The organism is Gordonia otitidis NBRC 100426, assembly GCF_000248075.1.
GTDB classification, from domain to species: domain Bacteria; phylum Actinomycetota; class Actinomycetes; order Mycobacteriales; family Mycobacteriaceae; genus Gordonia; species Gordonia otitidis.
In genome coordinates, this window is record NZ_BAFB01000118.1 from 1 (window position 1) to 23939 (window position 23939).

Annotated in this window: 27 protein-coding genes and 2 pseudogenes; 9 read left to right on the plus strand and 20 right to left on the minus strand. The window is 64.1% G+C overall.

Annotated features, from left to right (window positions below):
* Both GOOTI_RS12195 and GOOTI_RS12200 read left to right on the plus strand, forming a co-directional pair.
* The coding region (locus GOOTI_RS12195) for a GNAT family N-acetyltransferase (protein ID WP_039994030.1) at nucleotides 1–308 on the plus strand (308 nt) is incomplete at its 5' end.
* A gap of 9 nt (nucleotides 309–317) precedes the next feature.
* Entirely contained in the window at nucleotides 318–1226 is a 909-nt protein-coding gene (locus GOOTI_RS12200; RefSeq protein ID WP_007238900.1) for a hypothetical protein, read from the plus strand.
* 150 nt (nucleotides 1227–1376) lie between these two features.
* Here GOOTI_RS12200 and GOOTI_RS27050 read toward each other — a convergent pair whose 3' ends face one another.
* The 5 genes and pseudogenes from GOOTI_RS27050 to GOOTI_RS12215 form a co-directional block, all read right to left on the minus strand.
* Nucleotides 1377–1640, minus strand: coding sequence for an HNH endonuclease signature motif containing protein (locus GOOTI_RS27050; protein ID WP_267879815.1), 264 nt, complete (start codon nucleotides 1638–1640; stop codon nucleotides 1377–1379).
* Nucleotides 1641–1661: 21 nt separating this feature from the next.
* Nucleotides 1662–2003, minus strand: a pseudogene (locus GOOTI_RS27055) (DUF222 domain-containing protein); the annotation flags it as partial.
* 15 nt (nucleotides 2004–2018) lie between these two features.
* Nucleotides 2019–2729: a hypothetical protein gene (locus GOOTI_RS26785; RefSeq protein ID WP_007238902.1), complete on the minus strand. Its 711-nt coding sequence runs from the start codon at nucleotides 2727–2729 to the stop codon at nucleotides 2019–2021.
* Between the two features lie 841 nt (nucleotides 2730–3570).
* The gene (locus GOOTI_RS12210) at nucleotides 3571–4263 is read right to left on the minus strand and encodes a M24 family metallopeptidase (protein ID WP_007238903.1); all 693 of its coding nucleotides are present in this window, start codon (nucleotides 4261–4263) and stop codon (nucleotides 3571–3573) included.
* Nucleotides 4260–5168 carry an MBL fold metallo-hydrolase gene (locus tag GOOTI_RS12215; RefSeq protein ID WP_007238904.1) on the minus strand — a complete coding sequence of 303 codons (909 nt, stop codon included), beginning with the start codon at nucleotides 5166–5168 and terminating at the stop codon, nucleotides 4260–4262. The genes GOOTI_RS12210 and GOOTI_RS12215 overlap by 4 nt, the downstream gene beginning before the upstream one ends.
* Nucleotides 5169–5347: 179 nt before the next feature.
* Between GOOTI_RS12215 and GOOTI_RS12220 the strand changes: the two genes are divergently transcribed.
* Nucleotides 5348–5779: a PPOX class F420-dependent oxidoreductase gene (locus GOOTI_RS12220; RefSeq protein ID WP_007238905.1), complete on the plus strand. Its 432-nt coding sequence runs from the start codon at nucleotides 5348–5350 to the stop codon at nucleotides 5777–5779.
* A 23-nt stretch (nucleotides 5780–5802) separates the two neighbouring features.
* Here the strand turns inward: GOOTI_RS12220 and GOOTI_RS12225 are convergent, their stop codons facing one another.
* From GOOTI_RS12225 to GOOTI_RS12240, 4 genes are all read right to left on the minus strand, one after another.
* Nucleotides 5803–7008: an RNA polymerase sigma factor gene (locus GOOTI_RS12225; protein WP_039994031.1), complete on the minus strand. Its 1206-nt coding sequence runs from the start codon at nucleotides 7006–7008 to the stop codon at nucleotides 5803–5805.
* Nucleotides 7005–7424, minus strand: a complete 420-nt coding sequence (locus GOOTI_RS12230; RefSeq protein WP_007238907.1) for a YciI family protein — start codon at nucleotides 7422–7424, stop codon at nucleotides 7005–7007. Before GOOTI_RS12230 ends, GOOTI_RS12225 begins: the two co-directional genes overlap by 4 nt.
* Before the next feature lie 150 nt (nucleotides 7425–7574).
* Nucleotides 7575–8162 (minus strand): alpha/beta fold hydrolase, encoded by a 588-nt coding sequence (locus GOOTI_RS12235; RefSeq protein WP_306302694.1) that lies wholly within the window; start codon nucleotides 8160–8162, stop codon nucleotides 7575–7577.
* Nucleotides 8163–8230: 68 nt separating this feature from the next.
* The gene (locus GOOTI_RS12240) at nucleotides 8231–9736 is read right to left on the minus strand and encodes an MFS transporter (protein WP_007238909.1); all 1506 of its coding nucleotides are present in this window, start codon (nucleotides 9734–9736) and stop codon (nucleotides 8231–8233) included.
* Nucleotides 9737–9954: 218 nt separating this feature from the next.
* Between GOOTI_RS12240 and GOOTI_RS12245 the strand changes: the two genes are divergently transcribed.
* The 6 genes from GOOTI_RS12245 to GOOTI_RS12265 all read left to right on the plus strand — a co-directional run bounded on the left by GOOTI_RS12245 (nucleotide 9955) and on the right by GOOTI_RS12265 (nucleotide 13601).
* Nucleotides 9955–11217 (plus strand): T6SS phospholipase effector Tle1-like catalytic domain-containing protein, encoded by a 1263-nt coding sequence (locus GOOTI_RS12245; RefSeq protein ID WP_138985270.1) that lies wholly within the window; start codon nucleotides 9955–9957, stop codon nucleotides 11215–11217.
* A gap of 129 nt (nucleotides 11218–11346) precedes the next feature.
* Nucleotides 11347–11709, plus strand: coding sequence for an ArsR/SmtB family transcription factor (locus tag GOOTI_RS12250; protein WP_007238911.1), 363 nt, complete (start codon nucleotides 11347–11349; stop codon nucleotides 11707–11709).
* Nucleotides 11706–12779, plus strand: coding sequence for an ACR3 family arsenite efflux transporter (arsB, locus tag GOOTI_RS12255; protein ID WP_007238912.1), 1074 nt, complete (start codon nucleotides 11706–11708; stop codon nucleotides 12777–12779). Before GOOTI_RS12250 ends, arsB begins: the two co-directional genes overlap by 4 nt.
* Nucleotides 12780–12800: 21 nt before the next feature.
* Nucleotides 12801–13091: a hypothetical protein gene (locus tag GOOTI_RS27255; RefSeq protein WP_138985271.1), complete on the plus strand. Its 291-nt coding sequence runs from the start codon at nucleotides 12801–12803 to the stop codon at nucleotides 13089–13091.
* Nucleotides 13066–13272, plus strand: a complete 207-nt coding sequence (locus tag GOOTI_RS12260) for an antitoxin MazE-like protein (RefSeq protein WP_039994032.1) — start codon at nucleotides 13066–13068, stop codon at nucleotides 13270–13272. The genes GOOTI_RS27255 and GOOTI_RS12260 overlap by 26 nt, the downstream gene beginning before the upstream one ends.
* A complete protein-coding gene (locus GOOTI_RS12265; RefSeq protein WP_039994033.1) occupies nucleotides 13269–13601 on the plus strand; it encodes a type II toxin-antitoxin system PemK/MazF family toxin in 333 nt (110 codons plus the stop codon). The genes GOOTI_RS12260 and GOOTI_RS12265 overlap by 4 nt, the downstream gene beginning before the upstream one ends.
* A 24-nt stretch (nucleotides 13602–13625) precedes the next feature.
* Here GOOTI_RS12265 and GOOTI_RS12270 read toward each other — a convergent pair whose 3' ends face one another.
* The 11 genes and pseudogenes from GOOTI_RS12270 to GOOTI_RS12315 all read right to left on the minus strand — a co-directional run.
* The gene (locus GOOTI_RS12270; protein ID WP_233425497.1) at nucleotides 13626–13946 is read right to left on the minus strand and encodes a cupin domain-containing protein; all 321 of its coding nucleotides are present in this window, start codon (nucleotides 13944–13946) and stop codon (nucleotides 13626–13628) included.
* A 223-nt stretch (nucleotides 13947–14169) separates the two neighbouring features.
* A complete protein-coding gene (locus GOOTI_RS12275; protein ID WP_007238915.1) occupies nucleotides 14170–14760 on the minus strand; it encodes a hypothetical protein in 591 nt (196 codons plus the stop codon).
* 261 nt (nucleotides 14761–15021) lie between these two features.
* Complete coding sequence (locus GOOTI_RS12280; RefSeq protein ID WP_174299137.1) at nucleotides 15022–15462, minus strand: DUF1931 family protein; 441 nt, start codon at nucleotides 15460–15462, stop codon at nucleotides 15022–15024.
* Nucleotides 15463–15549: 87 nt separating this feature from the next.
* On the minus strand, nucleotides 15550–16116 hold the full coding sequence (locus GOOTI_RS26790) for an NAD(P)/FAD-dependent oxidoreductase (protein WP_007238917.1): 567 nt from the start codon (nucleotides 16114–16116) through the stop codon (nucleotides 15550–15552).
* Between the two features lie 14 nt (nucleotides 16117–16130).
* The gene (gene clpB / locus GOOTI_RS12290) at nucleotides 16131–18761 is read right to left on the minus strand and encodes an ATP-dependent chaperone ClpB (protein ID WP_007238918.1); all 2631 of its coding nucleotides are present in this window, start codon (nucleotides 18759–18761) and stop codon (nucleotides 16131–16133) included.
* A complete protein-coding gene (locus GOOTI_RS12295; RefSeq protein WP_007238919.1) occupies nucleotides 18743–19072 on the minus strand; it encodes a chaperone modulator CbpM in 330 nt (109 codons plus the stop codon). Before GOOTI_RS12295 ends, clpB begins: the two co-directional genes overlap by 19 nt.
* Nucleotides 19069–20007, minus strand: a complete 939-nt coding sequence (locus tag GOOTI_RS12300) for a DnaJ C-terminal domain-containing protein (RefSeq protein WP_007238920.1) — start codon at nucleotides 20005–20007, stop codon at nucleotides 19069–19071. Before GOOTI_RS12300 ends, GOOTI_RS12295 begins: the two co-directional genes overlap by 4 nt.
* Before the next feature lie 5 nt (nucleotides 20008–20012).
* Entirely contained in the window at nucleotides 20013–20537 is a 525-nt protein-coding gene (locus GOOTI_RS12305) for a nucleotide exchange factor GrpE (RefSeq protein ID WP_007238921.1), read from the minus strand.
* An 8-nt stretch (nucleotides 20538–20545) separates the two neighbouring features.
* Complete coding sequence (gene dnaK, locus GOOTI_RS12310; RefSeq protein WP_007238922.1) at nucleotides 20546–22429, minus strand: molecular chaperone DnaK; 1884 nt, start codon at nucleotides 22427–22429, stop codon at nucleotides 20546–20548.
* Between the two features lie 3 nt (nucleotides 22430–22432).
* Nucleotides 22433–22953, minus strand: a pseudogene (locus GOOTI_RS27260) (general stress protein).
* Nucleotides 22954–23232: 279 nt separating this feature from the next.
* The coding region (locus GOOTI_RS12315; protein ID WP_007238923.1) for an IS3 family transposase at nucleotides 23233–23939 on the minus strand (707 nt) is incomplete at its 5' end.

Here is a 23939-nt window from a genome sequence, read left to right on the forward strand (position 1 = left end):
CTCGCGGCGACTCGCCGCCCGGATTGTTCGTCGCCTGTGCCGCTCGCAGCGACCACGGCGAACCGGCTGGTGCGGGCGGCTACACTCTCGACGGTGAGGTCGCTCGGATGTGGGGTGGCGCCGTACTCCCCGCACATCGGGGTCGCGGCGTGTACCGAGCGCTGATCGTCGCCCGATTGCATGATGCCCGACACCGGGGAGCCTCTCTCGGACTGGTCCATGCCGAGACCGCAACCTCCTCGCCCCTGCTGCAACGCATGGGATTCCGGAAGTTCGGTGAGCGGGCGATCATCGAGTTCGGCATCTGAGGACAGCGCATGGATCTCGACGACGCGCTCGACGAGTTGTATGGATGCGCTCGGGACGAATTCGTCGGCAGACGGCGTGAACTGACACGCTCGGCGCGGAGTGCGGGCAATCCCGACCTCGCCCGCGAGATCGACCGGGTGCGAAAGCCGACCCAGGTCGCCTGGTTGCTCAACCAGTGGATTCGTCGATCACCGTCAGACCTCGACCCGGTGCTGGCAGTCGCCGACGAACTCCGTGAGGCGCAGCGCCGTTCGTCGGCCGACCTCCTGCGCGAACTGGCCGTGCGACGACAAGAGGTTGTGCACACCGCGACAGCGCGTGTGCGTGCCTTCGCTTCTGGTATCGACCTTGCCATGAGCTCGACAAGCGAGCGGGAGACAGTCCAGACACTGCGAGCGGCGATCGCCGACCAAGGGGTGGCCGAACTGCTGCGCCGCGGAAGGCTAGTCACCGCGATGGAATACAGCGGATTCGGACCCGCGGGATTGGTGGCGCTCGCAGACTCGGCCGAGTCGGTCGGCGGTCCGACTACCGAGGGCTCACCGACTTCTCCTGAGTTTTCGTCCGGACCCGAGGGTAGCGAGAACGCACCGGTCGCAAGTGAACAGGAGATCGCCGCAGCTCGGTCTGCCCTTGACCGGTGCACCGCCGACGTGCAGTCGGCCACTGTCGAACTCGACGCTGCACAGCGCAGCGTAGACGACACCGAACACGCCGCCGCCGACCTCGCGGATCGCGTCACGCGGCTGCGCACTGAACTCGCACGTGCCGAACAGGAACTGCGCTTCGCGCAGCGTGCTTCCGACTCAGCGGTGGCCCAGCGGGAGCACGCCGTCGCCGTTCTCGAATCCGCGTCCGACGCGCAGGTGCGGGCGCGGGCGCGTTTCGACGCTTTGGTGAGCGACACCGACCACTGAGTGAATGAGCCACGTGGGGCAGCCGACCCGAGGTAGTCGGCTGCCCCTCCGGTGGGCGGCGCCAGCCTGTATGGAGTTCTCAAGGATCGTGCACGGTCCCGTTGTCGTCGACGGGTGTGCTGGGCTGTGGTCAGCAGCGCTACGCGTGAATCACGCTGCGGCCGGGAGGCTGTCGAGGTTCATGGTGCGTCGGTGGTAGGACATGATCGGCTCTCGGTTCGGGTCGACGGCGGCAGGCGGGATGAGCCAGGGATGGCGGTCGTGAGCGACGACCACATCCCAACCGCGGTGGTGGACGTCGTCGTGGCAGGAGGTACACAGCAGACACCCGTTGTCGAGATCTGTCTCACCGCCGTCGGCCCAGTGCACGATGTGGTGGGCCCGACACCAGGACGCGGGTGCGCCGCATTTGATGCAGCATCGGTCGCGCTTGGTGAGGGCACGCCGTTGCGGACGGGTGAACAGGCGTTTGGTGCGGCTGACCGCGAGTGGGACTTCTTCGCCGTCGGTGATCATCACCGTGACGTCGGCGTCGCATGCGAGGCGTCGTGCGGTGGCTTGGGTAACCGCGCCCATGAACGGCAGCGTCGAGAGTTCGGGGGTGGCCGCCGGGATGGTCAAACCGACTTGGGCGGGGCTGGCCAGACCGGTGAACTGAGGGCTGATCACGTTGTCGCAGCTGGTTTTCGGCGATGTATCGCGGATCGCGTTGCCGGTGGCGAGGTCGAGGAGGATCTCGAGGGCGTCGGCATATCGTTGTTCGGCCCCACGCGGATCGCGGGAGCCGTCGGGTTAGGGTGTGGGTGCGGAGAGCCGGTCGATGGCGGTCAACAATTTCTCGCCGGCGACGGTGTCGAGATCGGCTTTCACCCGTAGGCGGCCGTCGACCTTGGTGGCGGTGAGCGTGTTGATGGAGCGGTCTTCGGCAGGCGGTAAGCCGCCCGTGGAATCGGCGCGCACATTGCCGAGCGTGCGGGCGTAGTCGATGATGTCAGCGGGTTTTGCTCCCGAGAATGCTTGGGAGGCAAGTGCTGAGGCGTACTCGCGACGGTCGTCGACGTCGATGGAAGTGGCACTGCGTTGTTCGATGTGGGTCAGCCCCCGCACGATGGCGTCGACATGTGCGGCGGAGAATGCGCCATCGGCAGCGTATCCGTCGACAGTCCCCAAGCTGCCGATGGCGCGGCCGATGCGAACCAGACGGTGAGCCTCAGACGGCGCTAGGCCGAGTTCGGCCAACTCCTCGGTCATGGTGCGGCCGTGACGTTTATCGACGCCGAGCCGACCCAGTGCGTGGGTATGAGCGGCGAGTTGGTGATCGGTCACGTTGCGCAGCTCGATCAACTGGCGCACCGTGTCGTGTACGACGGTTGAGTCTTCGCTGTGCGCGGTGAGTAACTCGCGCACCAGGGCCGTCGCAGTACGCAGCGCAGCAACGAGGGTGGGAGTGTCGGGGGTGGCATCCGTGGGGGCGGCCGCGGGGCTGATCACCGAATCGGTCATGACTCCAAAGTACACGAATGTGTGTTCGATTCAAGGCCTGTTTTCGCTGGTAAGAGCCCTGTGAATAACCTGCCTTGAGGTTCGGAAATTGTCGGTGGTTGGTGCTATGAGGGCTGGATTGGCGTCGACGCTACCGGCGCATGGTCGACGAAAACCTGTTGTGCGGCGCGACCGCGGTCCTTAGAGTCTTGTCTCGCGCCATTCAGGGTCGACCGATACCCGCTCTGGCGCAGGACGTTTGACAACTGAATTGAAAACACCTGTGCGGCATGGCGCATAAGCCGGAGTGATTCGGTGAAAGGCGGGTGACATCCGTCGCCGGGAGCAGTCCCGGTACCCCATGCACTCCGAGTCGGAACCTTCACCTCAGGGTGGAGGCAACGTCGAAACGATCTGACGGTGTGAACCGGGAGAGCCGATCGGTGACCCGACACCAGCCAGGTGTCGTCAGTAGCGACGAATGTTGCGGCGAGGGAAGGAACTCGAGTCCGAGATGGAGCGTGGATACCCATCCAAGAAGCGAAAGCCTCTTCCCGATGACATCGTGACAGTGTCCTAATCCCTGACGCCGCAAGGTGAATCAGGGCATCGCTCGAGCCCGCAAGGCCCGAGCGGTGTTCACGCGCCGGTAGCGGTGGCGGAGAGACCGGCCAGTCTCTCTTCGACGTGACAGCGGTGGAGAAGCGGTCGTCGTAACGCGTGGTGCCACGAACGGCACTGGACATGGTGACTACCGTCGAGAGGCGGTGGACACGCTGCAAACCCCGGCGGGGAACACGGCATGCACAAGGTCACCGAGAGCAGGGAAGTAGTCTCATTCCCCGCACACAACACCTGCCTGTCACGGCAGGTCGAGAAGCTCCTCATAGAAGCCCCCGAATCGGCGGCCCGGTTCGACGAGATGCACCTCGAGAATCCAATGACACTCGCGTCCGGAGGCGTCGCGTCGACGCATCGGACCAGAGGAACCGGGCGCAACGTAGCTTTCGATGTCGTCACCCGAGATGTTCTCACGGGGGAACTCACCCACGAGATGCCCGGCGATCTCGCCCCCGAAGTGCCAGCCGTCCTTCTCACTGATTTCGACGACGTGGTCGAAGAGTTCGGCTCCCGTGACGTCGGGATGCGCGCGGAAGTACTCCCGGCCCGCATCCCAGATGCGGGGAAGTGCCGCAGCCAGACGGTGTTTGAGCGGATCCTCGCCGAGAACATAGGTCCGTCCGAAATCGGCCTCCCAATCCTCGAAGATCGGACCGAAGTCGAGGAAGAGGATGTCGTCGTCGGCGATGATGCGGTCGGGCGGATTGGCGCGAAAGGTCTCCAGGGTGTTCTCCCCGGCCCGGACGATGCGTTTGTGCCAGTGCTTGGTCACCCCGAACATCTCGTTCGCCAGATCGCGAATCTCGTCGGACAGCGCCCGTTCGCTCACTCCGGATCTGATCAGCCCCCGCGTCGTGACGGCGTCGAACAGTTCTTCCGCATGCGCTTGGGCGTCGAGCAAACTGTCGACGCGCTGCTGTTCTGTTGATGTCATCGGACGTGTCTCCCTTCGGCGCGGACGAAACGTCCGGGTTCGATCTCGATCACATCATGTCGTCGCAGCTGCCGCTCGATGTGAAGTGTTGCAGTGCGCCGCTCGACCGCGTCGACGAAGGGCATCGACACGTGTGGTCGATAGACGAGCCGGTGCCTCGCAATATCGTCGAGAGTGCGTGGTTCGGCGAGGAATTCGAGGAGCCGGGCGTCCCGGCGGTGAATGACCGCCGCGAAGTCGTCGAGGCGTCGGCGGAACTCGACAGCACCGTCGATCACACCCTTTTGGTGGAAGGTGCCGTACCAACGTGCATCGATTCCGCGCACCGTCTCGATGGACGCAAGGTAGTCGTCGAGGCTGCTGCCGACGTCGCCGTACATCGGACCGAAGGAGGTCAGATCGATGTCGGCGACATAGCAGAATCCGATGGGTTCGATCAGGACTCCGCAGTGTCCGGCGGTGTGTCCGGGCAGGTGGATGAGTGTCGCGCTGAGGTCGCCGAGATCGAAACTGTGATCGCCTTCCACCGCGATGGCATCCGGCCGCCCCGGCGGCAGGTCGAACTGGTCGAGGATGTGCTGTTCGACGGCCTCGCGATGCTGCGCGGGTTGGCCGAATCCGTCGATCATCGCCGCCAGTGAGCGGACGCCCCCGACATCTTCGGTGTGCACGTGGACCGGACACCCGAAATGCTTGAGTCCGGCGATGTGGTCTTCGTGCGCGTGACTGATCATCACCGCATCGGCGCCGACTGGATCGTGCGTGACTTCGAGCGATGGATCGATCACCAGGGTGGCCTCGGAGCCGTTCACTACCACGGTGTTGCCGTAGGGGTAGGCGCCGCCGTGCGCTGACTCCAGCACGGTGACGGGCCCATACGGTGACGCGGCGTCGAGTGTCGTCATCGCGCGTGACCTGTCAGGAGCCAGGATCGTGCTGCGCGCATGTCGGTCAGCTTAGTCACCTGGGCGTGCTCGTATCCGAGTGCCTACCCACCGGGTCGTCGAGCGATCCACAGACCTGTCGGGCGCGCTGAAGGTGCTCGCGCGGGAATGCCGTCCTGGCCATTCGGGTTGCCACTGACATGACTGACGCGTCGTATGACCCACGGGATCTCATAGCGGACACCAGTATCGGCATCCTCGCCACGATCAAGGCCAATGGAGTTCCTCAGCTGTCACCTGTCACGTCCGTGTACGACCGTGAGTCCGACACCATCCTCGTGTCGATGACCGACGGCCGTGCCAAGACAGCCAATCTGCGCCGGGACCCGCGCGCTGCGATCGAGTTCACCAGCCCGGACGGATACACCTGGGCGACCGCTGAGGGCGATGCCGAACTCATCGGGCCGTCAACCGACGTCGATTCACCGGAAGTGGATGCACTTGTCGACTACTACCGGCTCGGAGCAGGGGAGCATCCTGACTGGGCAGAGTATCGAGAAGTCATGGTCACCGACCGTCGGGTACTTCTGCGACTCCACGTCACGCATGTGTACGGCGCGAAACTGCGCTAGCTGACGAACAAGCCCCGGACCCGTCAGCGGGTGGGGTCGCTGTATCGCAGCGACGCCGCGGTGCGGATCAGGTGGTCGTGCTCGGCGACGCTGGTGGCGCGCCGTGCCGCCTCGGTGTACGCATCTGCTGCTGCACCTCGGTCGTCGGCGAGCTCGTACAGGTGGCCACGGACCGCATGCCAGCGATAGTGATCGTCGAGAACCGTTGCAAGCTCGTCTATTTCAGTTAGCCCGACAGAGGGCCCGCGAGCATGTCCGACGGCGACGATTCTGCCGAGTACCGCCGCTGGGTCGTTACGAACAGGGTTGTCGCTCAACGCGACGAGGTCGTCGTACCAGGAGAGAATCTGCTCCCAGTCGGTTTCCGCGGCACTGGCAGCGTCGTCGTGCAGTGCCGCGATCGCGGCTTCGATCTGATACCGCCCCGGTGGGCGATCCTCGGTCTGATCGGCGAGCGCGGACTGCAAAATGTGTACTCCACGGGCTATCTGTCCGCGGTCCCAGAGCGTCCGGTCCTGACGGTCGAGGGTGATGATCGAGCCGTCGGCGGCGTGCCGTGCGGGCAGGCGGGCATGGTTGAGCAGCATCAGTGCAAGCAGTCCACGTACCTCCAGTTCGTCCGTGTGCAGCGTGAGTTGCCTGGTGAGCCTGATGGCCTCGACCGCGAGATCGACGCGGCCGCCGTGACCGGTGGTGTAGATCAGGTAGAGGACACGCAGGACGACCGCTACATCGCCAAGGCGATCGAAGGTGCGCCCGCGCAGTTGGCGTTTGGCACGACTGATCCGCTGAGCCATCGTCGATTCGGGGACATAGAACGCGGCGGCGATCTCCCGCGTCGTCAATCCGCCGACTGCGCGGAGGGTCAGTGCGATCTGCGATGCGGGCGCGAGGTCGGGGTGGCAGCAGCGGAACAGCAGCAGAAGGGTGTCGTCGCCCTGCTCGGTGATGGGTGGCTCGGACTCGGCGCCGTCGACGGTGGCCAGTTGTCGTCGACGTCGTGCGGCGTCGGCACGTCGCGCGTCGATCAGGCGACGCGTCGCAACACTGACCAGCCAGGCCGTCGGGTCTCGCGGCGGACTGTCGGGCCAGACCCGAAGAGCGTCGATCACAGCGTCCTGAATCGCGTCCTCGGCGGCGTCGAAGTCCTCGCCGCGCCTGATCAGCTTTGCCAGTGCCACCGGGACGAGGGACCGCAAGACCTCCTCATCCCGGGCGGCATGGCTCATGTGTTCTCGAGGTCGGATGGTGCCGCCGACATCACCTCACGGATGTCGAGCCATTCGTACAGGGGTGCACCGCCCGGACCGGGCTCCGACGATATGTAGGCCGCGATCTCGAGCACGCGCTCGTACGAATCGACGTCGACCATGAAATAGCCTGCGATCAGGTCGCTCGTCTCGGGATGCGGTCCGTCGGTTGTCACCGGTGCAGCGTCCGGTCCGCCGTATCGCACCCATGTCCGGGTGGGGGCGAGTCCCTGAGCATCGACGAACTCGCCGCTCTCGCTAAGCATGTCGTTCACGTGATGTTGAAAAGCGATGTGCGCTTCCACGTCTTCTGGTGCCCACTTGTCCATCGTCGGGAACGGATGGTGCGGCTCTGGGCCGCCGCGGTAGTGCTTGAGAATCAGGTACTTCGGCATCATCGACTCCTCGTGTATCGCGCCGGTTCGTGTGTGCCGGCTCGGGGGACCACGCTTTTCGTCGTCCTCACCTGCTGAGCGGAGCGGGGTACCGGTTCTCGACATCGTTGCGGGAACATTCTCACTCGGATGTGCTGGCCCTGTGCGCGATCACCGCTGCCCACGAGCCTCGGCGGCGATCGTGTCGGCCAGACCGACGCACTGGTGACCGCCGCGGTCGTGCAGATGGACACGTGCACGTGGGAGAGCCTTGGAGTTGAGAGCGAGGTGGGAGTCGGGGACCACGTCGTCGTCGCGGCAGTGATGCATCGTCAGCGACGTGGCCGGCTCGACGCCGACGAAATCGTACTCCGCGATGTTCCAACCGTCCGGGCTCCAATTGGGCATCGCGAGGAGTGTCGCGTGACGCGGTGGTGTCGACATCACGCGCAACAACGTCACCAGCATCGATGCCCCGAATGAGTGGGCGACGATCGTGTCGGCCGGCGACAGCTCGTCGACGTGCTGCCTGATCGACGACGTCCACGAGGACGCCGACATGTCGTCGTCAGGCAGTCTCGGCATGATCAACTCGGCGCCGAGCGCCTCGGAGATCGCCGCGGCAAGCGGTCGGTCGTCGAGGTACCCAGCCGCGCCGTGGATGAACAGCACCGTGTTCTTCGTCGAGTCATTTCGCGTTGCACCGGTTGTCACCGTGTCCCCGTTCTCGGCATCCTGTGTTCTCGGCGTGCCTGTCATCGACATCAGAGTTTCGCAGGTACAGACACGCTGTACCCGCGAAACTCATCGTCGAATCCTCGGTCAGATCAGTGCGCTGGCACGGCGGCGGGAGCACGCGCCCCCGCGGGCCTCATCGTCTGCGCGATGACGCATCCCGCCGCGATGAATCCCATCATCACGAACAGCGAAGTGCGGTAACCAACCTCGAGCCCGCTGCCTTCGCCGACCGAGCTGTACACCGTGCCGACAACCGCGGCGCCGAACGCGACAGCGAGAGCTTGAGCTGTGTTGAACACTCCCGACGCCGCACCGGCGAGCCGAACGGGCACATCGTTGAGCACCAGCAGTCCTGCGGAACCGACGATGGCGCCGAAGCCGAGTCCCGCGACGACCAGCGCCACCGCGAACCAGAGTGCGGGATGCGCCGACTGTTCGGCGACGTCCATGAGCAGCATGCCGAGGATGAAGACTGCGCCGCCGGCCTGCAACACCCGCTTGCCGAGGCGTTCCGCGAGTACCGTGGCTGCCAGCCCCGCTGACACCGGAACGGCCACCGAGAACGGAATCCACATCAGGCCCGCGTGCAGCACCGACCAGCCCAACGCGAGCTGAACATGCAGCGATTGCACCAGGAAGTAGCCGCCGGTGGGAATCATCAGCGCCGTGAATGCCGCTAAGCCGATCGTGAAGGACCGCGTCGCGAAGAGGGTGGGCGGCACCATCGGCTCGATTCCCCGCCGGAGGGTGCGACGCTGGTTGAATCCGAACACCCACAGCCCGGCGACGCCGGCGATGATCACCACGAAACCCCACGCGGGCCAGTCATTCTCGGGACCGAGCGTGATCGGGAGCATGATCGCACCGAGGGAGCCGCCGAGAAGTGCTGCTGACCCGAGCGTGATGGGAGTCTTCGACGCCGCTTGCGATTCGGGGATGAACGCGATCGCGGCACAGATCGCGATCACCGCAAGGGGCAGATTGATCAGGAACACGGGCCTCCACGCCAGACCGAACCAGTCGCCGGTGGTGATCACGGCACCGAGAATCGGCCCCGTCACCGCGGCCAGACCGATGACCGACGTGAACATCCCCATCGCCTTCCCTCGCTCGGCTGGCGGATAGAGCACCTGAATGTTGCTGAGGACCTGCGGGACCATGAGCGCAGCCGCGACGCCCTGAACCAGACGGAAGGCGACGAGTGCGCCGGGACCTGATGCCACTCCGCAGGCCAACGAGGCGAGCCCGAATGCTGCGAGACCGAGGACAAATACCTTGCGTCGGCCGACGTTGTCTCCGAGACGGGCACCCAGGATCAGTCCGACGGCGTAGGTCAGCGGATAACCGGCAACGATCCACTGAATACTGACCGATGACGCGCCCAGGTCGACCTGCATGGTGCGGAGCGCGACATTCACGACGGTGGCGTCCATCAACTCCATGAACGACGCCGCCAGCAGGCAGATCAGCGCGATCGTGCGAGCCTTTCCGCCGATGGAAGGTCCGCCAGTGGTCGATGAATCGGTTTCGAGTCGGACCGCGTTCGAGGTGCCGAGGGCGCCATCGTCGGACGAGCCGAGGGATGCTGTGGTCATCAGGTGCTCCAGAGGATGTGGGGTTGTCTGACATCGACGACGCTATGGGGGATAGGGGACAACCCCCGTCCTCGTTGACGGGTCGGATGCAACCCGTGTGATTCGGTCCCGGAAGCAGCGCCGCACACGACTACGCGGGGCCGTCGATCATCAAGTCATCACGAACACGTACTTGACTACGCGTGTGCGACGCGACGCGGATTCATACCGTCGACGACATGACCAAAAATCTCGTGGTGTGTTGTGACGGGACGTGGAAGAACGCCGACGACAAGTACGTGTCCAATGTCGAGAAGCTCGCGCGATCGGTGGCGCCGGTGGGATTCGACGGCGAGACCCAGATTGTCCACTACACCCGCGGTGTGGGATCAACGGGCAGTCGGATCGAGCGAATCCTCGCGGGCGCCTTCGGGTTCGGACTCGACGACGCGATCATCGACTGCTACAGGTTTCTCGCGTTGAACTACGAGCCCGGAGACCATGTATTCGTCTTCGGATTCAGTCGCGGTGCGTATACGGCGAGAAGTCTGTGCGGCATGATCGCCCACGTCGGTCTACTCACCCCGATGGGTGTTGCGATGGGGCAGTTGCCCACAGCGATGGACCTTTATCGCAATCGCCCACAAGCGAAGAATCCCACTCAGATGCCGCCTGACGACCCGGCGCACGAGGAAGCGTTGGCACGACTTGACGAGCACAGTCACGGACGTGGCGAGGTCGCAATCGAGTTTCTCGGAGTCTTCGATACCGTCGGCGCACTCGGCATTCCAGGAATCGCGCGCTCCAAGTACAAGTTCCACGACGTCACGTTGTCGTCGATGGTGAGGTGCGCGAGGCAGGCCCTCGCCATCTCGGAGCGTCGACGTGTCTTTGCGCCGTGCTTGTGGGGAGGCACGCATGACGACATCCGGCAGGTGTGGTTCGACGGCGTGCACAGTGATGTCGGGGGAGGCTATGAAAACTGCTACTACTCCGACAAGTCGCTCCTGTGGATGGCTGCCGAAGCGACGTCGCGCGCGGATGGTGGTCGTATCGGCATGGCCATCGACTGGCAGCGATTGGCCACCACGCTGTGCCGCGACGACGAAAGCGTCGCCGAGCACAACTCGCTCACTCCGCTGTACCGAATCACCAACGTGTTCAGTGCCTTACGCGACTCGGTGCGTCGAACGGTCAAGCCGTATGTTCCGCTGTTCGCCGACGGATGGCGCAATTTCGCACCGACCGTCGCCGTCCCGGGCGTCGGGTACGCGCCGGCCTGCGATGTGCGACTGGAGAGATCGGCGCTGAAGCGGGCCGAGAACCCGAACATGGAACCGTGGTTCAGTGGCCTTGGAGGATCAAAGGCCGAGCGGGAGAGGTTCGTCGTCGCGATACCGGGTCTGCCCTCGGCGCAGTGGGCGCCTCCGAAGCCAACGGGTTCTCTGACGACGTGCTCGAGCGGTGTCGGCCCACGTCGGAGAAGAACTGCACCGATGTAGCTTCGCGAGCGTGTGCGGGACCGGTACCGGTTGCTCGTGTCAGCGTGCAGATGCCGGGGCATCGAGAGTCGGCGACTCCTGCTGCGAGCGTGGTTGACTTCTTGATTCGATGTTCGTCAATATTGATGTATGTCGATTCAGGAGACGTCGGCGCGCACAGACCGAGCAGTGGGCGCTGAAGATGCGGCGCGGTGGGCAGGCGCTTTGAGGGCTCTTGGCGATCCGGTTCGGTTGCGACTGCTCAGCGAAGTATCTCGCTCGCCGGGCGGCGAGGCATGCGTGTGCGACATCTCGGGCCCATTCGAACTGGCGCAGCCGACCATCTCGCATCATCTGAAAGTGCTGCGGGAGGCCGGTCTGGTGTCCAGCGAGCGAAGGGCGACGTGGGTCTACTACCGGGTCAACTCTGAAGCATTAGAGCAACTTTCAGAGGTACTGAGCGCTTTGTCCGAGACCAGGGGGGAGCCGCGCGACTGCGGGGTCGTCGAATGAGTGGTGCGCAGGCGCGCGTTGCAGGTCGGATGTCGACGCTGGATCGTTTCCTTCCCGTGTGGATAGGCATCGCGATGGTCGTCGGCCTGCTCCTGGGGCGTGGCGTGCCCGGCCTCGGGGACGCGCTGGCCACAGTTGAGGTTGACGGGATCTCGCTGCCGATTGCCCTCGGGCTCCTCATCATGATGTATCCGGTTCTCGCCAAGGTCCGGTATGACCGCCTCGACTCGGTGACTGGTGATCGCAGGATGTTGGTTGGCTCGCTCGTGCTGAATTGGGTTGTGGGACCGGCATTGATGTTCGCCTTGGCGTGGTTATTGCTGCCGGACCTGCCGGAGTATCGGACCGGGTTGATCATCGTCGGATTGGCGAGGTGCATCGCGATGGTGGTCATCTGGAATGACCTCGCGTGCGGTGACCGCGAGGCCGCTGCAGTGTTGGTGGCGCTCAACTCGATCTTTCAGGTCGTCATGTTCGGCGTGCTCGGTTGGTTTTATCTGTCTGTGCTACCGGGGTGGCTCGGGCTGGAGAAGACCACCATCGATACCTCGGCGTGGCAGATCGCGAAGTCGGTGCTGGTCTTTCTCGGCATCCCGCTCCTTGCGGGGTATGCGACGCGGCGACTGGGTGAGCGTGCCAAGGGCCGCGCCTGGTACGAGAGCGTGCTGCTTTCGCGGCTGGGTCCGTGGGCGCTGTACGGGTTGCTGTTCACCATCGTGATGCTGTTCGCGCTGCAGGGTGAACAGATCACTTCTCGGCCCTGGGACGTCGTGCGCATTGCGATCCCGTTGCTCATCTACTTCGCCGTCATGTGGGGCGGCGGGTTTGCCCTCGGCGCTGGTCTGGGACTCGGGTACGCACGTACCACGACGCTGGCATTCACTGCGGCCGGCAACAACTTCGAGCTCGCGATCGCAGTGGCGATCGCCACCTATGGGGTGGCGTCGGGGCAGGCACTCGCCGGCGTTATCGGCCCACTCATCGAAGTGCCAGTACTCGTCGGCCTTGTGTACGTATCGCTGGCCCTGCGTCGTCGATTCACGACCACGGATCAGAGCCTGGCCGCGTGAGAGCGATGACGTGCTGAGGAAGTGGCAGGTAGTGCGGAATTCTGCAGCACGACAACGCATGCGAGCAGCCTTATTGCTGCTGGACGACGGCACTCCGTCGGCGTCACCGAGGATGGACGATGCGTTGCAGCGGGTATCCCCCAGGACCCGGAGACTCGCGTCGGCCGCTGGATCGGCACCCGGTCGGACTTCGCTCCGACGGCCGCGAAGTTCGCTGCGGGAACGAATCGACGGGATCAGGTTGAACATCCTGGCCAGCTCGAACCGTTACATGTAACATGTGGGCATGGCGGTAAGGGACAGGGTTCGTGAGCATAGGCGCCGGATGCGTGAGCGTGGTTTGCGACCGTTGCAGGTCTGGGTTCCTGACGTACGGACGCCAGAGTTCGCCGTGCAAGCGCACAAGCAGTCGGTTCTTCTGGCGGAAGCCGACGCCGATGGGGATGAGCAGGAGTTCGTCGAGGCTGTCGCCGCGCCTTGGGACGATGCGTGATCCGCGGCGAAATCTGGACCGTTGCGGGTGGTGTGTATGCATCCAAGCCGCGGCCAGCCGTCATCGTGCAGGATGACCTTTTCGATTCAACTCTGTCAGTGGTAGTTGCGCCGATGACGAGCCAGCTCGTCGATGCGCCCTTGTTGCGGATTCGTATACCGGGTGATCGCGGTGCGATGTCGGGCCTCGACCGAGACAGTGACGTAATGGTTGACAAACTAACCGCGGTGCGGCGGTCGAATGTTCAGACGCGTGTCGGCCGTCTGACATCTGAACAGCTCGTTGAAGTCGAACGCTCGTTGATGGCGTTCCTCGGGCTCGCGCGATGACGTCAACAGATGTTGGGATCGCGCTTAGGTTCTCTGTTCGGCGCAGATGGCGATGAATGTGAGTCCATCGGGGCCAGCGCGTAGGTGGCGGCGGTGTTCGAGGTCCACAGAGATGAACTGGCCGGGTGTGATCGGGTATGGGGTGTCGTCGACGACGACCCATCCGCTACCGCTGATGATGGCGTAGACGTCGTCGTTGCGGTCGTCTGTGTGGTCATGGGTGACCGTTTCCGCGTGTGCGGGAAGCTCGACCTGGTAGAGCTCGAACGCGGTGATACCGAGGGTCTCGCTGATGCGTCGGTCGTAGGGGCTGGCCGCTGGGTGCGGACCGTGTCCAGCGGCCACCGATTTTGCATCCACTATCACGTACCCCATGCGGGCCAATCGTAATACTTCCGAATTGCTTGTCGAAAAGCATCAAGCGCTACTGGTAACCCTGCTTATTCGTTCACTGCGTATTCCAAGGCAGAACGCCGTCGAGATCACGGCCGGAGAGGGCGCTAACAACCTCCGGCGAGGTGGGCGGCCGGGACAACGCGCTCGCGGCCGTCCTTCCATCTCGGAGCGATCAAATCACGTCGGCGCTGTTAGCTGCCTCGACGAACATGGTCCAGTAAGGAACGTCGACGCTTCTGGGGGAGAGGCGAAGATTTCCGTCCATAGCCATTTCGTTCGCGAGATACTCGAGGAGATTGGCCCCGTAGAAGATGACATCGGTCTGCCAGACAGAGAACACCGGCGACCCAGACGGCGAGGGAGCTGCAGGTGTCATCCGATGGCCGTAGATCGGTATGAGCTGTGGCCACTTTGCCAACTCACGCCGCGTAACCGCCTCGACGTCACCTTCTGTTGCCGGCCGATGGCCCCATGAAGCGCCCCAGAATGGCGGGTCCTGGCGAAGTGCGTCGAAGACCATCCCGCGGGCCGGCCAGTCGAGCATCTGACGCAGATGTGCTTCATCGCCATTGCGCCAGTCGGGCCAACGGTCTCCGGCGGGAAGAGCGGTCGCAAGCAGACTTCGGTGGTCGGGGTTGAACCTGAACCCATGCTGCTCTGTGACTGCATCGAACTCGGCGTCGGTGAGGCCAGGGGCGAGTTCGACTCCCGCAGTCCGAAGGATGACCGCCGCTTTCTCGCCAACATCGCTGATCTCGTCCACGTGACCGAGTCTCCCAGGTCGCCGGTGCGCGCTACGGGCAACGCGAAACGCTTGCATCGCCTGGCCCAGCGAGTTCACAAGGGCAGCCCGCATCTGATGCAAGATGCGATGGTTTACTTGACATAATCGCTATTATCGGCTAAACATATGGCTAGTTTCTGGCCAGTCTAGCGGCTAGGCTGAATGCATGACGACAGTGCCTTTCGGCGAAGCCAAGGATGGCACGTTTGTCCGCCATCAGTGCCCGGTCGCTGGCTGGGTTCAGAGGAGTTGATGGAAGATGTCGAGGGTGACGTTCCACTCGGCGCTCCCGGGGTTTTTGCGGTCCGGCTGGACAGTGACGAAAGTGCGTGCCAGCGCCACGCTCAAGCCGCCGGCAATCAGCGGCAATCTCTGCTCGGTTCTCTCGGAGAGGGCTACGTCCAAGGGCGGTTGGGCCGCCAGTTGGTCGAGCAGAGGTTGTAGTTCGATCTCCTCGTCCAGCTTCTCGAATCGGTCGATGCTCTCCTGCAGCCCCTTGGTGATCGGCAGGTCCCACGGTTCGATCACGTCCCGCAGGTTTGCCTTTGCCGAGGCCTTGCCGATCAGGATCAGGTCGTAGATCTTGTCGTCGATGAAATCCGTATAGCGCTTGAGGTCGTTCCGGTCGACCTGTAGTCCGGCCGCTGCCCGGAAGAACCGCTGGAATTTGACGGTGCCCATCACTGGCATGTCGTCAGCTCCTTTCGAAGTATTCATGGATTTGGCGTACCGCCATCGCTCCTTCACCGACTGCGGATGCGACCCGTTTCACCGAGCCGCTGCGGACGTCGCCCGCCGCGAACAGGCCGGACCGGCTGGTTTCGAGCGTCCTGGACAGCCCGCGCTGATCGGCCGGTTGCCGTCTCCTCGGGCGTGGACCGCGTCCATGCCGGTGAGGACGAAGCCGTGGTCGTCGAGTGCGATCGTGTCGGCCAGCCACCCGGTGTGCGGCGTCGCCCCGATGAAGACGAACAGGGCGTGCACCCGGATCGTGTCCTGGTCGCCCGTGCGATTGTCCTCGACCACAATCTCTTCGAGGTGCTTGTCGCCGTGGACCTGACGAATCTCGGTGTTCCGGTGCACGGTCACCCGCGGATGCCGTTCGATCTGGTCGACCAGGTATCGGGACATGCTCTTTCCGAGGTCGTGGCCGCGGATGAGGAGGAGTACAGGCACCGAGGATTTCTCGGCGACCTCCGCGAAGTCGCCATCCCCTGCCGAGGCGATCCAGGGCAGCGGCTCGTGGCAATTTCCGCAGCGGGGTCTCCCGTTCCCGGCCGCCGGTACCCTGTTGACCTTGCCGCAGTGTGGGCACTTCACCTTGTCGGATCCCATGACGACACCCCTTCTCAGGCCGCGATGGCGGGTTCCGTATATGCGACGGACAGTTCGCCGTCATCGACCGTGACACTGATGGTGCCGCCCGGTTCGATTTCGCCGCGCAACAGCGCACGACCGATCTTGGTCTCGACCTCATGGGCGATATACCTGCGCAGGGGTCGTGCACCGTAGACCGGGTCGAAACCGTGTTCGGCGATGAGCCGGCGTGCTTCCGGCGTGATATTCAAGTGTATCTGCCTCTCCGACAATCTGTTCCGAAGATCGGTGAGTTGTAGCTCGACGATGTGCTCGATCTGGGGCAGCGTGAGCGGTGTGAACAACACGATGTCGTCGACCCGGTTGAGGAACTCGGGACGGAAGTGCCCGCGCAGTTCCGCCAGCACCCGCGCCCGGGCGTCCGGCTTGATCTCGCCGTCCGCTGTGACTCCCTCGAGGAGATGCTGGGATCCGATGTTCGAGGTCATGATGATCACCGTGTTCCGGAAATCGACCTGCCTGCCTTGAGAATCGGTGATCCGGCCGTCATCGAGCACCTGCAGCAGGGTATTGAAGACGTCGGCATGGGCCTTCTCGATCTCGTCGAAGAGCACCACGGAGTACGGCTTGCGACGCACCGCCTCAGTGAGCTGACCCCCCTCGTCATACCCGACATACCCGGGGGGCGCACCGATGAGCCTACTCACCGTGTGCCGCTCCTGGTACTCGCTCATATCCAGGCGCACCATGTTGTCTTCGCTGTCGAAGAGGGCACTGGCCAGCGTCTTTGCGAGCTCGGTCTTCCCCACACCTGTCGGTCCCAGGAAGATGAACGAACCGATCGGCCGGCGCGGATCACGGATACCCGACCTTGCTCTGATTACCGCGTCTGCGACCAGTTGTACCGCCTCGTCCTGACCGATGACCCTCTCGTGCAGGATCTCGTCGAGCTTCAACAGCTTCTCCCGCTCGCCTTCCTGCAGTCGAGCGACCGGGATACCCGTCCATGCGGCCACGATCTCTGCGATCTCGTCTTCGGTGACCACCTCGCGCAGCAACGGATTCCGGCCTTGCCTGGTGGCCAATTGCTCCTCCGCCGCCTTGAGTTTGCGTTCGAGTTCGGTGATCTCGCCGTATCGCAGCTCGGCGGCCCGATTGAGGTCGTAATTGCGTTCGGCCTCCTCGGCCTCGTGTCGCAATCGTTCCAGCTCTCCCCGCAGCTCCTGCACCCGACGGATCGCTTGGCGCTCCGCCTCCCACTGAGCGTGCCGGGCGTCGGCCTCGGCCCGCAGATCGGCCAGCTCCTTACGCAACTCCTCGAGGCGCGTCTTGCTGGCGGCGTCCGTTTCCTTGGACAGGGCGGCCTCTTCGATCTCCAGCCGGGTCACTTTCCGGGTGAGTTCGTCGAGTTCGGCGGGCATCGAGTCGATTTCGGTTCGTAGCCGGGCGCACGCCTCGTCTACCAGGTCGATCGCCTTGTCCGGAAGGAAACGGTCGGTGATGTACCGGTGCGAGAGGGTCACGGCGGCCACCAGTGCGCCGTCCTGGATCTTCACGCCGTGAAACACCTCGAGGCGTTCTCGAAGTCCGCGCAGAATCGAGATTGCATCCTCGATGCCGGGCTCGTCGACGAGCACGGTCTGGAATCGACGCTCCAATGCTGCATCGGATTCGATGTGCTTGCGATACTCGTCGAGAGTGGTGGCACCGATCATGTGCAGTTCGCCGCGGGCGAGCATCGGTTTGAGCATGTTGCCGGCGTCGAGAGATCCCTCGCCGCCGACCGATCCCGCGCCGACGACGGTGTGTAACTCGTCGACGAACAACAGGATGCGCCCCTCGGCCGCCTTCACCTCGGACAGCACCGCCTGTAGCCGTTCCTCGAACTCGCCGCGGTACTTCGCACCGGCCACCAGGGAACCCATGTCGAGCGAGAAGATCGTCTTGTCGCGCAGGCCCTCGGGCACGTCGCCGCGGACGATCCGCTGGGCGAGTCCCTCGACGATCGCGGTCTTGCCGACGCCGGGGTCGCCGATCAGCACCGGATTGTTCTTCGTCTTCCGGCTCAGGATCTGCGTTACCCTGCGGATCTCGGCATCTCGCCCGATGACCGGATCGAGTTTGCCTGCCCGCCCCTCGGAGACGAGGTCGCGTCCGTACTTCTCGAGCGCCTCGTACGCACCCTCCGGGGTGGCCGAGGTGACGCGCTGATTGCCGCGCACTGTGGTCAAGGCGGCGAGGAAGGCCTCTCGTGTGACCCCATGACTGGTGAGAACCCGTCCGGCCGCACTGGTCGACCCCTCCTCGGAGAGAGCCATCACGAGATGCTCCACCGACACGTAGGAATCCTTGAGTCGCTTCGCCTCCCGTTCCGCGGCGTCGAGCAGCTTGGCCAGGCGCTGGGTGATCATCACCTGACCGGGCGTCGCACCGGGGCCGCTGACCTTCGGCCTACGCGACAGTTCACGTTCCAGATCGGATCGCAGGGCATCGACGTTCGCACCGGCCTGCTCGAGCAGTCGCGGTACCAACCCTTCCTGCTGATCGACCAACGCGAGCAGCAGGTGCTCTCCGTCGACCTCGGTGTGACCCATTCTGGTCGCCAGGTTCTGGGCTTCCTGCAGGGCTTCTCGTGACTTTTCAGTCAGACTGCCGGTGTCCATGGGGGTGTCTTCCTTCCGTGGGACGCTGCTTCGAGTTTCTCGATTCGATCCAGCAGATCGAGCACGAGCCCGATTGCCGAGTAGTTCAGACCCAGGCCCGTCCGTAACCGTTGGATGCGGGCAGCGTGGGCCACTGCTGACGGTTCGAACAATATTTCGCCGCCGGGGCCGCGGCGTGCGTCGAGCAGGCCGAGAGCCACAAGCTTTCGTGCCAGGTCGGGGTGCAGCCCGGTACGTTCGGCGAAGACATCCAGCGACATTCCGGTACGGCGAACCAATATGTACTGGGTGCCCGGGGTCGGGGTGCTCATGGCTGTTTCCTCGGATCGAAGTTCGATTCGGCGGCCAACTGTTCGAACAGCTCGCGTTCACGTGCTGTCGGTTTCGGCGGCACCATCACCTTGATTTCGGCGTAGAGGTTGCCGTTGGCGCCCCGCGGATTGGGCATTCCTTCTCCGCGCAGGCGAAGCTTCCGTCCCGTCGACGAGCCCGGCACCACTTTGACTTTCGCCTCGCCACCCGGGGTGGGAACGACGACGGTCGACCCGAGGACCGCCTCCCATGGCGATACGGGCAGGTCGACGTAGATGTCCCGGCCCTGGACGCGGAACCGGGGATGCGGCTTGATCCGCACCACGAGGTACAGATCCCCGGGCGGCGCGTCGCCGTTGCCCCGGCCGCCTTGCCCGGCCAGCCGGATTCGCTGGCCGTCCAGGACACCGGCCGGAATGTCGACGTCGTACTGCCGTCCGTCCAGTCTGAGAGTGCGTTTGCCGCCCCGATACGCCTCTTCCAAGGTCAGTTCCAGTTCCGCTTCCTGATCGGCGCCGGGAATCGGCCCGTACCCGCCACCGCCGCCGAACATCTGCCCGAAGAGGTCCTCGAAGTCGACGCCGCCCTCGCCACCGACACCGCGACCGAAGTGCACCCTTCTGCCCCCGCCCCCACCGCCGTACCCGCCGCCGCCGAACCCGCCGCCGTACCCACCGGCGCTTGCCCGGACCCGTTCGTCGTAGTCCTCGGGCACACGCCGGAAGTCGGGGCCGAACCGGTCGTAGCGTTTCCGGGTGTCCGGGTCGGACAACACCTGGTAGGCCTCGTTGGCCTCCTTGAACTTGTCCTCCGCAGTGGGGTCCTTGTTCACGTCGGGGTGATACTTGCGGGCCAACTTGCGGTAGGCCTGCTGGATTTCGTCGGTGTCGGCGCTGCGCGGGACCCCGAGCGCTTCGTAGTAGTCACGCGCCATGGCGCTCACTCCTCAGGTCGGCTGACGACCACGGTGGCGGGACGCAACTGCTGTCCGTTTTCTCCGTAACCTGGCCGCAAGACCTCGATCACGGTTCCGGAGGGAAGGTCGGGGTGGGTCACCACACTGACCACTTCGTGGAGCTCCGGGGAGAACGGCACACCGACCTCGTCGTGGCGCTCGAAGCCGAGCCGTGACAGTATCTGCACCGCCTGGTCCCGGATTGCCTTCACACCGTCGACGACAGTCTGCGGGTCACTACCCGCATGTGCCAGCGCAAGCTCCAGGTTGTCCAGCACCGGCAGCCACGCCGCCGATACCCTCGCTGTCTCCGCGGCGCGTTCACGGTCGAGATCTTTGGCATACCGCTTGCGCAGGTTGTCCAGATCTGCGAGGGCCCTGCGCCAGCGGTCCTCGAGTTGAGCCAACTCGGCCCCCGTGTCGGTGCGATCAGGCGCCGTCTCGGTCTGATCCCCGTCGGTACCGTCGGTAGCCGGCTCGGTCGTCGAATGATCAGCAGACCTCTCCATCGTGTGCCTCAGCTTCGATCGAACTCGGCGTCGATCACGTCGTCATCATCCGACGACGCAGCCTCTGCGCCGCCGGCCTGGTGTCCGTCGCCGCCGCCGGCTTGGACCGGCGCGAGCCCGTAGAGCAGCTGCTGCAGCTCCGAGGTCAGGGGCTCTATCTCCGCGGGTGAAGCACCGTCTTTCACAGCCTTCCTGGCGTCGGCGATCAGCATCTCGGCACGCGCCTTGTCGTGCGGGGGCGCACTGTCACCGAGTTCGGCGAGTCGCCGTTCCACCTGGTAGGCAACCGAATCGAGCGCGTTGCGTGCGTCGACCGCCTTGCGCAGCTCCTCGTCCTCACCCCGGTTCCGTTCGGCCTCCGCAAGCATGCGCTCGACCTCACTCTGGTCCAGGTTGCCCTGCTCACTGATCGTGATGCTCTGCTCCTTGCCGGTGTCCTTGTCGCGGGCGGTGACGTTGAGGATGCCGTTAGCGTCGATATCGAAAGTGACTTCGACCTGGGCCTCGCCACGTGGCGCGGGGCGGATGTCTTCCAGCCGGAACCGTCCGAGCACCCGGTTGTCGGCGGCCCGCTCGCGTTCGCCCTGCAGCACCACCACGTCCACGGCGGACTGATTGTCTTCCGCCGTGGAGAACACTTCGCTGCGCCGGGCCGGGATCGTCGTATTGCGCTCGATGATCTTGGTCATCACCCCGCCCTGCGTCTCGACGCCGAGGGACAGCGGGGTGACGTCGAGCAACAGTACGTCGGAGACCTCACCTTTGAGCACGCCCGCCTGGACTGCGGCACCGAGCGCCACGACCTCGTCCGGGTTGACGCCCATGTGGGGGTCCTTACCGCCGGTGAGCCGGCGAACGAGTGCCTGTACCGCCGGAATGCGTGTCGAACCACCGACCAGGATCACCTCGTCGATGTCGTTGGCGGTGATCTTGGCGTCACTCATTGCCTGCTTTACCGGACCGAGGCAGCGTTCCACCAGATCTGCCGTCAGATCCTCGAACTTCGATCGCATGATCGTGGTGGTGAGGTGTTTGGGACCGTTCGCGTCTGCGGTGACGAAGGGCAAGTTGACCTGGGCTTGAGTTACCGAGGACAACTCGACCTTGGCTTTCTCCGCGGCCTCGAAGAGGCGCTGTAATGCCTGCGCATCCTTGCGCAGATCGATGTTCTCCGCACGCTGGAATTCGTCGGCAAGGTAGTCCACCAGGCGTCGGTCGAAGTCGTCGCCGCCGAGGTGGGAGTCGCCGGCCGTCGAACGAACCTCGACTACTCCCTCGCCGACATCGAGCAGACTCACATCGAAGGTGCCGCCGCCGAGGTCGAAGACCAGTACGGTCTCGTGGGTCTGCTTGTCCATGCCGTAAGCCAGTGCCGCAGCGGTCGGCTCGTTGATGATCCGCAGGACCTCGAGGCCAGCGATCCGGCCGGCATCCTTGGTGGCGTTGCGCTGCGCGTCATTGAAATAGGCCGGAACGGTGATGACCGCTTCCTTCACCTTCTCGCCAAGGAACTTGCTCGCGTCGTCGACGAGCTTGCGCAGCACCAGTGCACTGATCTCCTCCGGCGCGTACTTTTTGCCCCGCACGTCGAATCGCGCCTCACCGTTGTCACCCGGCACGACGTCGAAGCTGACCGCTTTGGCCTCCTCAGAGATCTCATCGTAGTGACGCCCGATGAAGCGTTTCGCCGAGTAGATCGTGCCCTTCGGGTTCAAGATCGCCTGTCGTCGGGCCAGCTGACCCACCAGGCGCTCGCCACTCTCAGTGAAGGCGACCACCGACGGCGTCGTCCGCGCACCCTCGACATTGGAGATCACCACCGGTTCGCCGCCTTGCCAGCTTGCGATGACCGAGTTGGTGGTGCCCAAGTCGATGCCTACCGCAGTTGCCATGATTCATTCCTTTCGATCGGTCCGGCCGGTGAGAAGGCGGACGGCTTCGTCCGCGACCTCGACGTCGGCGAGGACTTCGTAGTGACGTGGTTGTGTAGGGACATGGTCGTAAGGACTGGGAACGAGGTGAAGTCGCGCTGGCTGCCCTGTCCTGTGATGCGTGCATGAGCAGGCCGAACGGAGCGCCGACAACGGCACCGAAGATCGGCGCGTAGAAGCTGAGATGGAGGCGTGTACACGGCGGCCGGCCTCGGTGGAGTAATCCAAAAATCCAACCTAATGGTGTAGCTGTCCACGCGCCCGCGGCGGCGCGGGCGCGGCCCAACGGTAGTTCAGTGTGCCGATGACCTATTCGACCGGCTCGATGTCCTGGCGCGCGATGGCTAGTTTGCCTACTGCGAAATGCTGGCCGGAGAGGTCGTCGACGTCGTTTTCAGTTTCGGCGAAGTTGGCGAACGTTACTATATTTGAGGGGCAGATCGGTGCGGACGTACCGTGGTAGTCCCGCCACTGGACTCTATCACCTCCCTGCCTGATGGGTTGGCCGGCCAGAATATCTCCGTGTGGTGCCGCTGCCGCGGATGCCTGGGGTTTTGCGTAGGGGCAGTCCCAGTGTCATCCGATGCGGTTCGGCCGCAGTGAGAATTGTCGCGTCAGGATTGCGTGAGTTCTGCATGTACCTAGCCTCTACTCGGTCCGGGGCACTTCTCAGTATCGCCCAGAACGGTGCCTACCGTCATGGAATGGGGGAATCGACGCGGCGGGCTCAAGGGGCCTGGTGCACGGATAGGTGACAGGGTTAGTCACGCGGCCTGAGGGGCCTCGTGGTTGATGATGGTCTCGAATTCAATGGGGGTCAATCTGCCGAGGCGGTCCTGTCGTCTGCGGCGGTGGTAGGTCCGTTCGATCCAGTGCACGATGGCGGCCCGGAGCTCGTCTCTGGTGGCCCAGGATCGACGGTCGAGGACGTTGTTCTGTAGCAGAGAGAAGAAGCTCTCCATCGCCGCGTTGTCACCACACGCACCGACCCTGCCCATCGACCCGAGCATGCCGTGCCGGGTGATGGCCTTCTGCATCTTCTTCGAACGAAATTGAGACCCTCTATCGCTGTGCGGAACGCAGCCGGCCACGTCCCCTCGCCTGGCGACAGCGCTGTTCAGGGCGGCCACGGCCAGGCGGGACTTCATTCTCGAGTCGATCGAGTACCCGACGATCCGGCCCGAGTAGACGTCCTTGATCGCGCACAGGTACAGCTTGCCCTCGGCCGTCCAGTGCTCGGTGATGTCGGTCAGCCACAGCTCGTTGGGGCCGGGCGCGGTGAAGTCTCTCTTGACGAGATCGTCGTGTACAGGCGGGCCGGCCTTGCGGTGCTTGCCGCGGCCTCTCTTGCTGATGGTGCTGGTCCAGCCGCCGGCGGAGCAGATCCGCCACGCCGTCCGCCGGCACATCTTCTCGCCTGCGGCTTCGGCCTCGTCGGCGAGGTAGCGGTAGCCGAACTCAGGGTCTTCGC

Excerpts from the sequence above, each read along its gene's own strand:
- arsB (WP_007238912.1), top strand. The coding sequence starts at position 11,706 with ATGAGTGGTGCGCAGGCGCGCGTTGCAGGTCGGATGTCGACGCTGGAT.
- GOOTI_RS12305 (WP_007238921.1), bottom strand. The coding sequence starts at position 20,537 with ATGGAGAGGTCTGCTGATCATTCGACGACCGAGCCGGCTACCGACGGT.
- GOOTI_RS12295 (WP_007238919.1), bottom strand. The coding sequence starts at position 19,072 with ATGAGCACCCCGACCCCGGGCACCCAGTACATATTGGTTCGCCGTACC.
- GOOTI_RS12230 (WP_007238907.1), bottom strand. The coding sequence starts at position 7,424 with ATGCCGAAGTACCTGATTCTCAAGCACTACCGCGGCGGCCCAGAGCCG.
- GOOTI_RS12200 (WP_007238900.1), top strand. The coding sequence starts at position 318 with ATGGATCTCGACGACGCGCTCGACGAGTTGTATGGATGCGCTCGGGAC.
- clpB (WP_007238918.1), bottom strand. The coding sequence starts at position 18,761 with ATGGACACCGGCAGTCTGACTGAAAAGTCACGAGAAGCCCTGCAGGAA.
- GOOTI_RS12240 (WP_007238909.1), bottom strand. The coding sequence starts at position 9,736 with ATGACCACAGCATCCCTCGGCTCGTCCGACGATGGCGCCCTCGGCACC.
- GOOTI_RS12260 (WP_039994032.1), top strand. The coding sequence starts at position 13,066 with ATGGCGGTAAGGGACAGGGTTCGTGAGCATAGGCGCCGGATGCGTGAG.
- GOOTI_RS12245 (WP_138985270.1), top strand. The coding sequence starts at position 9,955 with ATGACCAAAAATCTCGTGGTGTGTTGTGACGGGACGTGGAAGAACGCC.
- dnaK (WP_007238922.1), bottom strand. The coding sequence starts at position 22,429 with ATGGCAACTGCGGTAGGCATCGACTTGGGCACCACCAACTCGGTCATC.
- GOOTI_RS12300 (WP_007238920.1), bottom strand. The coding sequence starts at position 20,007 with ATGGCGCGTGACTACTACGAAGCGCTCGGGGTCCCGCGCAGCGCCGAC.
- GOOTI_RS26790 (WP_007238917.1), bottom strand. The coding sequence starts at position 16,116 with ATGGGATCCGACAAGGTGAAGTGCCCACACTGCGGCAAGGTCAACAGG.
- GOOTI_RS12220 (WP_007238905.1), top strand. The coding sequence starts at position 5,348 with ATGACTGACGCGTCGTATGACCCACGGGATCTCATAGCGGACACCAGT.
- GOOTI_RS12250 (WP_007238911.1), top strand. The coding sequence starts at position 11,347 with ATGTCGATTCAGGAGACGTCGGCGCGCACAGACCGAGCAGTGGGCGCT.
- GOOTI_RS12210 (WP_007238903.1), bottom strand. The coding sequence starts at position 4,263 with ATGACATCAACAGAACAGCAGCGCGTCGACAGTTTGCTCGACGCCCAA.
- GOOTI_RS12225 (WP_039994031.1), bottom strand. The coding sequence starts at position 7,008 with ATGAGCCATGCCGCCCGGGATGAGGAGGTCTTGCGGTCCCTCGTCCCG.
- GOOTI_RS26785 (WP_007238902.1), bottom strand. The coding sequence starts at position 2,729 with ATGACCGATTCGGTGATCAGCCCCGCGGCCGCCCCCACGGATGCCACC.
- GOOTI_RS12215 (WP_007238904.1), bottom strand. The coding sequence starts at position 5,168 with ATGACGACACTCGACGCCGCGTCACCGTATGGGCCCGTCACCGTGCTG.
- GOOTI_RS12280 (WP_174299137.1), bottom strand. The coding sequence starts at position 15,462 with ATGGGCACCGTCAAATTCCAGCGGTTCTTCCGGGCAGCGGCCGGACTA.
- GOOTI_RS12235 (WP_306302694.1), bottom strand. The coding sequence starts at position 8,162 with ATGACAGGCACGCCGAGAACACAGGATGCCGAGAACGGGGACACGGTG.